This is a genomic window from Longicatena sp. 210702-DFI.1.196 (assembly GCF_020563125.1).
Classification (GTDB): Bacteria; Bacillota_I; Bacilli_A; order Erysipelotrichales; family Erysipelotrichaceae; genus Longicatena; species Longicatena caecimuris.
This window is the reverse complement of sequence record NZ_JAJCPX010000068.1, coordinates 1-6,435: the sequence shown is the minus strand read 5'-3', so window position 1 is coordinate 6,435 and position 6,435 is coordinate 1. Positions and strand designations below refer to the sequence as shown.

General features: G+C 36.1%; 6 protein-coding genes, 1 pseudogene and 1 riboswitch. Of the genes and pseudogenes, 6 read left to right on the top strand and 1 reads right to left on the bottom strand.

Annotated features, from left to right (window positions below):
- Positions 1 to 138 precede the first annotated feature (138 nt).
- A riboswitch (FMN riboswitch) is annotated at positions 139 to 253 on the top strand.
- A 135-nt stretch (positions 254 to 388) separates the two neighbouring features.
- The 5 genes from ribD to LI241_RS15290 all read left to right on the top strand — a co-directional run bounded on the left by ribD (position 389) and on the right by LI241_RS15290 (position 5,635).
- A complete protein-coding gene (ribD, locus tag LI241_RS15310; RefSeq protein WP_065531891.1) occupies positions 389 to 1,489 on the top strand; it encodes a bifunctional diaminohydroxyphosphoribosylaminopyrimidine deaminase/5-amino-6-(5-phosphoribosylamino)uracil reductase RibD in 1,101 nt (366 codons plus the stop codon).
- A complete protein-coding gene (ribE, locus tag LI241_RS15305) occupies positions 1,474 to 2,109 on the top strand; it encodes a riboflavin synthase (protein ID WP_173785601.1) in 636 nt (211 codons plus the stop codon). Before ribD ends, ribE (LI241_RS15305) begins: the two co-directional genes overlap by 16 nt.
- Before the next feature lie 19 nt (positions 2,110 to 2,128).
- The gene (locus LI241_RS15300) at positions 2,129 to 3,334 is read left to right on the top strand and encodes a bifunctional 3,4-dihydroxy-2-butanone-4-phosphate synthase/GTP cyclohydrolase II (protein ID WP_009271545.1); all 1,206 of its coding nucleotides are present in this window, start codon (positions 2,129 to 2,131) and stop codon (positions 3,332 to 3,334) included.
- Positions 3,335 to 3,802 carry a 6,7-dimethyl-8-ribityllumazine synthase gene (ribE, locus tag LI241_RS15295; protein ID WP_009271546.1) on the top strand — a complete coding sequence of 156 codons (468 nt, stop codon included), beginning with the start codon at positions 3,335 to 3,337 and terminating at the stop codon, positions 3,800 to 3,802. It begins immediately after the preceding gene.
- A 618-nt stretch (positions 3,803 to 4,420) separates the two neighbouring features.
- On the top strand, positions 4,421 to 5,635 hold the full coding sequence (locus tag LI241_RS15290; RefSeq protein WP_009271547.1) for an XRE family transcriptional regulator: 1,215 nt from the start codon (positions 4,421 to 4,423) through the stop codon (positions 5,633 to 5,635).
- A 389-nt stretch (positions 5,636 to 6,024) separates the two neighbouring features.
- Here LI241_RS15290 and LI241_RS15285 read toward each other — a convergent pair whose 3' ends face one another.
- The gene (locus LI241_RS15285; RefSeq protein WP_009271548.1) at positions 6,025 to 6,225 is read right to left on the bottom strand and encodes a hypothetical protein; all 201 of its coding nucleotides are present in this window, start codon (positions 6,223 to 6,225) and stop codon (positions 6,025 to 6,027) included.
- Positions 6,226 to 6,353: 128 nt separating this feature from the next.
- Here LI241_RS15285 and LI241_RS15280 point away from each other — a divergent pair.
- Positions 6,354 to 6,435: pseudogene (locus LI241_RS15280) on the top strand (tRNA wybutosine-synthesizing protein 3-like protein); the annotation flags it as partial.

Genomic DNA, 6,435 nt, shown 5'->3' with positions numbered 1-6,435 from the left:
TGAAGTTTCCCAAACAAAAGGATATTAAGAAATAACCTGTGTTTACCTGCTTGCAAATTATTGTATTTTGGATAAGCAAGAGAAAAACTTTTTATTGACAGAAATAATATCAAATATTATAATTGTCCGTAATTGAATAACTATCTTCAGGGCAGGGTGTAATTCCCTACCGGTGGTACAGCCCACGAGCCGAAAGGCATGATTTGGTGTAATTCCAAAGCCGACAGTATAGTCTGGATGAAAGAAGATAAAAGTAAGTTTATGCTTTTTTGCGTGCTCTGGAATGATTTTATATTGTTTCAGAGCATTTTCTTTAATCGCATAAATCCTCTTTTGCATGTCTTGGATAGATTTTATTCAAGGCATGTATTTTTTTGGAGGTGTAAAAATGAGCGATATAGAATACATGAAAATAGCAATAGAACTGGCAAAAAAGGGTGCTGGCTATGTCAATCCTAATCCTATGGTTGGAGCAGTAATTGTAAAAAATAATCGGCTTATAGGACAGGGATACCATGAAGTTTTTGGTGGATTACATGCAGAGAGAAATGCACTAAAAAATTGCAGAGAGTCACCTGTAGGAGCAACGCTTTATGTAACACTTGAACCATGCTGTCACTATGGTAAGACACCACCTTGCACAGAAACAATTATTAAAAGTGGTATTACAAGGGTAGTCGTCGGAACTTTAGACTGTAATCCGATTGTGTCTGGAAAAGGTGTAAAGCAACTTGAGGAAAATAACATTCAAGTTGATGTAGGCATTTTAGAAATAGAATGTCAACAGTTAATCAAAGTATTTAGGAAGTATATTACAAAGCGTATTCCGTATGTTTTTATGAAATATGCAATGACAATGGACGGGAAAATAGCAACTTATACAAATCAATCAAAATGGATAAGTGGCGAAAAAGCGAGAAAACAAGTGCACCAATTCAGACATAAGGTTACTGCAATCATGGTAGGAGTAAATACCGTTATTCAAGATAACCCTTTACTGACATGCCGATTAGAAAACGGGAAAAATCCTATTCGTATCGTATGTGATACAGATTTAAGAACACCCATTACATCAAAAATTATCCAAACAGCGAATGACATTAAAACATATATCGCTACTTCTTCTATTGATGAAAGTAAAATTGCTCTTTACAGAAAATGTGGTTGTGAAATTATTTATACGAAGAAAAAAGGTAATCATATTGACTTAATGAATTTAATGCAATGTTTAGGAAATATGCAGATAGACAGTCTGCTTTTAGAGGGTGGAAGTGCGTTGAATTGGAGTGCTCTTGAGCAACAGATTGTTGATGAGGTACAAACTTATATAGCACCTAAAATATTTGGGGGTAGTGGAAAAAGCCCTGTAAGTGGTCAAGGTGTTGTTTTTCCTAAAGACGCCATTATGCTCAAACCATATGCTTTTTCTCAAGTGGGAAACGATTATCTCATAGAAAGTGAAGTGATTTATCCATGTTTACAGGAATAATAGAAGAAATCGGTAAAGTAGAAAGAATACAGAAAGATACTTATAACTGTAAACTATCCATTAAATCTTCAGAAATATTAGAGGATATACATTTAGGCGACAGCATAGCAGTCAATGGTATCTGCCTTACAGTTACTTGTTTCACACGACAATCTTTTATAGTTGATGTGATGAATGAAACATGGAACAGAACGGCTCTTAACCTGTTAAAACATGGAAGCCTTGTGAATTTAGAAAGAGCCATGCATATGAATGGCAGATTGGGCGGTCACATTGTTACGGGGCATATTGACGGGACAGGCAGAATATCGTCTGTGCGTAGAGACAAAAATGCGGTGTGGTATCAAATCAATACGCAAAGAGAAATCTTAAATCTAATTGTTGAAAAAGGTTCGGTTACTATTGATGGTATTAGTCTTACTGTTGCAAAAGTATCGAAAGCAGATTTTTCAGTATCCGTTATCCCTCATACTTTGGAACAAACAATTCTCAAGAATAAACAAGTCGGGGATATGGTAAACCTTGAAAATGATATATTAGGGAAATATGTGAAGAAACTCATAGGAAACAGCAATGAAACAGAGTTGTCGAAAGAGTTGTTATGCCGATACGGATTTTAGCAGAAAGGATAAAGGAATTATGAAATATAAAAAAATAAAAGAGGCTTTGCAGGCGTTACAAGAGGGAAAACTTGTTTTAGTTATGGACGATAAAGAGAGAGAAAATGAGGGGGATTTAATTTGCTCGGCACAATTTGCTACAACAGAAAATGTAAATTTTATGGCGACTTATGCAAAAGGTTTAATCTGTATGCCTATGAGTGAAAGTCTGGCTAACAGGCTTATGCTTTCCCCTATGGTTGAAAATAATACAGATAACCATGAAACTGCTTTTACAGTTTCTATTGATTATAAGGATACCACAACAGGTATTTCTGCCGAGGAAAGAGGATTGACAGCTCGTATGTGTGTGGTTGAGGATATAAATCCCTTTGATTTCCGTAGACCGGGGCACATGTTTCCTCTGATTGCAAAGAACGGAGGTGTTTTAGAAAGAAACGGACATACGGAAGCAACGATTGACTTATTGAGGTTGGCAGGATTAAAAGAATGTGGCTTATGTTGCGAAATTATGAATGAAAACGGGAAAATGATGAGAACATCTGATTTAATTCAATTTTCCCAAATACACCATATACCAACCCTCACAATTAAAGAATTACAGGAATACAGAAAAGTATATGACATGCTTGTAGAATGTGTTTCAGTTGTAGAAATGCCTACAAAATACGGGGATTTCAAAGCACATTGTTATATCAATAAATTGAATGGCGAACATCATGTTGCATTGGTTATGGGAGAGTTAAATAGTGGAAATGATGTGCTATGTCGTGTCCACTCAGAGTGTTTAACAGGAGATGTCTTTGGCTCTTTACGCTGTGATTGTGGACAGCAGTTAGATAGAGCAATGAAAATGATTGCAGAAAATGGTTCTGGCGTATTGCTTTATATGCGACAAGAGGGACGAGGTATCGGGCTTGTCAATAAACTAAAAGCCTATCATTTACAGGATAAGGGTATGGACACACTTGACGCCAACCTTGCACTAGGATTTCAAGGCGATTTAAGAGAATATTATATTGGAGCACAGATTTTAAGAGATTTGGGAATAAAATCATTGCATTTACTTACAAATAATCCTGATAAAGTTTATCAGTTAGAAGATTATGGAATGCAAATTTCAAGCAGAGTACCGATTGAAATAAAAGCAAATCCTTATGATAGTTTTTATTTAAAGACAAAGAAAGACCGAATGGGACACATTTTGAATATGGAGGAAAAATAGATGAACACTTTTGAAGGAAATTTAGTAGCAGAAAATATAAAAATTGGTATTGTTGTAGCAAGGTTTAATGAATTTATAACTTCTAAGCTATTAGCAGGTGCATTAGATAATTTGAAAAGAGAAAATGTTGATGAAAAGGACATAGAGGTAGCTTGGGTTCCGGGAGCATTTGAAATACCTATGATAGCGTCTAAAATGGTAAAAAGTAAAAAATATGATGCAATTATCTGCTTGGGAGCAGTTATTCGAGGTAGTACAAGCCATTATGATTATGTGTGTAGTGAGGTATCAAAAGGAATTGCTCAAATCAGTTTAAATACTGAAACACCAGTTATGTTTGGTGTTCTTACGACAGATACGATTGAACAGGCGATAGAACGAGCTGGCAGTAAGGCAGGAAATAAAGGCTCTGAATGTGCACAGGGAGCTATTGAAATGGTAAATCTAATTCGTGCATTAGAGGTATAATGTTGATCAGCACATTATAATATGCCATTTTCAGAGAAATAAATAGTGCAGAAATAATACGGGGATCTTCCATCCCCGAACCCCTGGAATCCTTGTTATAACAGTAATAGAAAAAATTATTACCGTTATAACAAGGCTAAAAATGGGATGTTTTAATTTTCCGAATTCTGCAAATTATGGCATCAAATAAAATGCGTTGTAACAGTATAATATGCTTGGGGTTAAAAGCTAAAGCGAAAAAACATAACAGGCGGAGTGATCCAGACACGACGGTGGGAAAATCTCTTAGATTTTTCCGCCGTTTTTAGTGGCTGGTTCACTTCGGCAGTTGAGCGAGCTTGCGAGCGAACAGTAAGCCCCCGTTATCTAACAAGGGGGGCACAAAAAACAAGAGACAATAGACACTACTAAGCGGAAAACGCTGTATTTACAAGGCAAAACCGCTTTTAACAGGGTGTTAACTAAAAGACACTCATTTAACACATAAAATTGAATAAGACATAGGAAAGACAGTTGATTTCAAATGAAAAATTGATTGTCTTTTTCTTTTGAAGAAATTTAAGTATAGACAATTATCAGTAAATGGTAGTTGTCTTTTTTGATTGGAGGAATTGAAGAATGAATGATAAGAACTTTATAGAAGAATTAAGACAAAAGCGTGAAGAATACGGAGTAACACAAACAAGAATTGCTGTTGCCTGTGGTATCAGTCGTGAGTATTATAACCGCATTGAAAAAGGCAAACAGCCATTGAATAACGAATTAAAGGAAATCATAGAAAAACAGATTGAGCGTTTCAATCCACGAGAGCCGTTATTTTTACTAATTGATTACTTTCGTGTCCGCTTTCCTACTACGGACGCATTAAAGATTATTCGTGATGTATTACAACTAAAAGCCGATTATATGCTTTATGAAGATTTTGGAAAGTACGGATATGAAAGTAAATATGTTTTAGGCGACATTAACATCATGTGTTCCATGCAAGAGCATTTAGGTGTTTTGTTGGAACTGAAAGGCAGAGGGTGTCGGCAAATGGAAAGTTATCTCTTGGCACAGGAACGCTCATGGTATGACTTTATGCTTGGTTGTATGACGGCAGGCGGTAAGCTGAAACGGCTTGACTTGGCAATCAATGATAAGGCAGGTATCTTGGATATTCCAAAACTAATAGAAAAATATAAGGCTGGAGAATGTATCTCCTATTTTCGCAAACAGAAAGATTACGGTGGTACAGAGAAAAATGGGTATGATACACCACAAAATACAGGCGAAACCTTATATCTCGGTTCAACAAGTAGCGAATTATATATGTGTGCTTATCAGAAGAATTATGAGCAGTATGTCAAGAATGGCACAGAAGTTGAAGATACAGAAATCAAGAACCGTTTTGAAATACGCATGAAGAATGAACGAGCCTATTATGCGGTTGTAGATTTACTGACTTATCGGGACGCTGAACGTACTGCTTTTTCTATCATCAATCATTATGTCCGTTTTGTAGATAGAGAGGACGATAAACCGAAAAGTCAATGGAAAATGAATGATGATTGGGCGTGGTTTGTAGGAGAAAACAGAGAGCCGATACGCTTAACCACAAAGCCAGAGCCTTATACTTTACAAAAAGCATTGCATTGGCTACAAAGACAGGTTGCACCAACCATAAAAATGGTACAGGCATTAGACAAAGAAAATCATACAACGATACTAAAAGATATGATTGAACAGGCAGAACTCAAAGACAAGCATAAACATTTATTACAGTTAGAAAAATCAACCATAGAAGAACGCATAGATACCGTTGTTCCACAAGAGAATGACGGTATTTTTTAATTTCTTTAAAAAATCTGCAACAAAACATCAACTAGCGTACAGATATGGTACGAGAAAAGGAAATCTAAACTTTTTTGAAAATAGGTCATTAAATCGAGGTTTCCATTCCCTATATGAAGTGAAAGAAGAAAAGTTTTGAAAAATGTCGGAAAATCGAGTTAAGCGGACAGTGTTATGTGAAAAGAAGAAATTTTTTTCATTCTCAACTTAACAATCAGCAGTTTCCATTCCCTATATGGAGCAAAGAAAATCTTTCATTCCATAGTTGGCAGTAACGGTGTTGCATGGGTAGTTAGGGTGTGAAAAGAAATCTTTTCATCATCAACTTAGCAGAATGACATTTTCTTTCCCTATATGGTACAGAAAAAGAAAAAAGTTTTGAGTATTGGTTACGCTTTTGCTCTTTTCCAACGCGGTATATAGGAAAGACGATTTTCTTCTTTCGTGTTCTTTGACAATTGAATAAAGCAATTCAATACATTAGACAGACAGTAAGCCATTGAAACAGATACGCCATGACCTTTCCCCTGCAAAAGCGAGCGACAACCTATCTGTGTTCTTGTAAAAGACTTGTCCTCTTTTATCGCCATGACCTGTCCTGTCTGATAATGATACTCCCGTACAGCCACAGCTTGAGCGTTAAAAGCGTCGCACGCAATGGGTACGGCTACATTGGATAATGCAGAGGTGGAACTCCTGTGGGCTATGACAAAAGCTGTTGAATTGCTTAGAAAGATTTTACAGAAAGGGGGGTATGTGTTATTGATAATGCTGTAAAAACAATTCAAAAGAAAAATAAC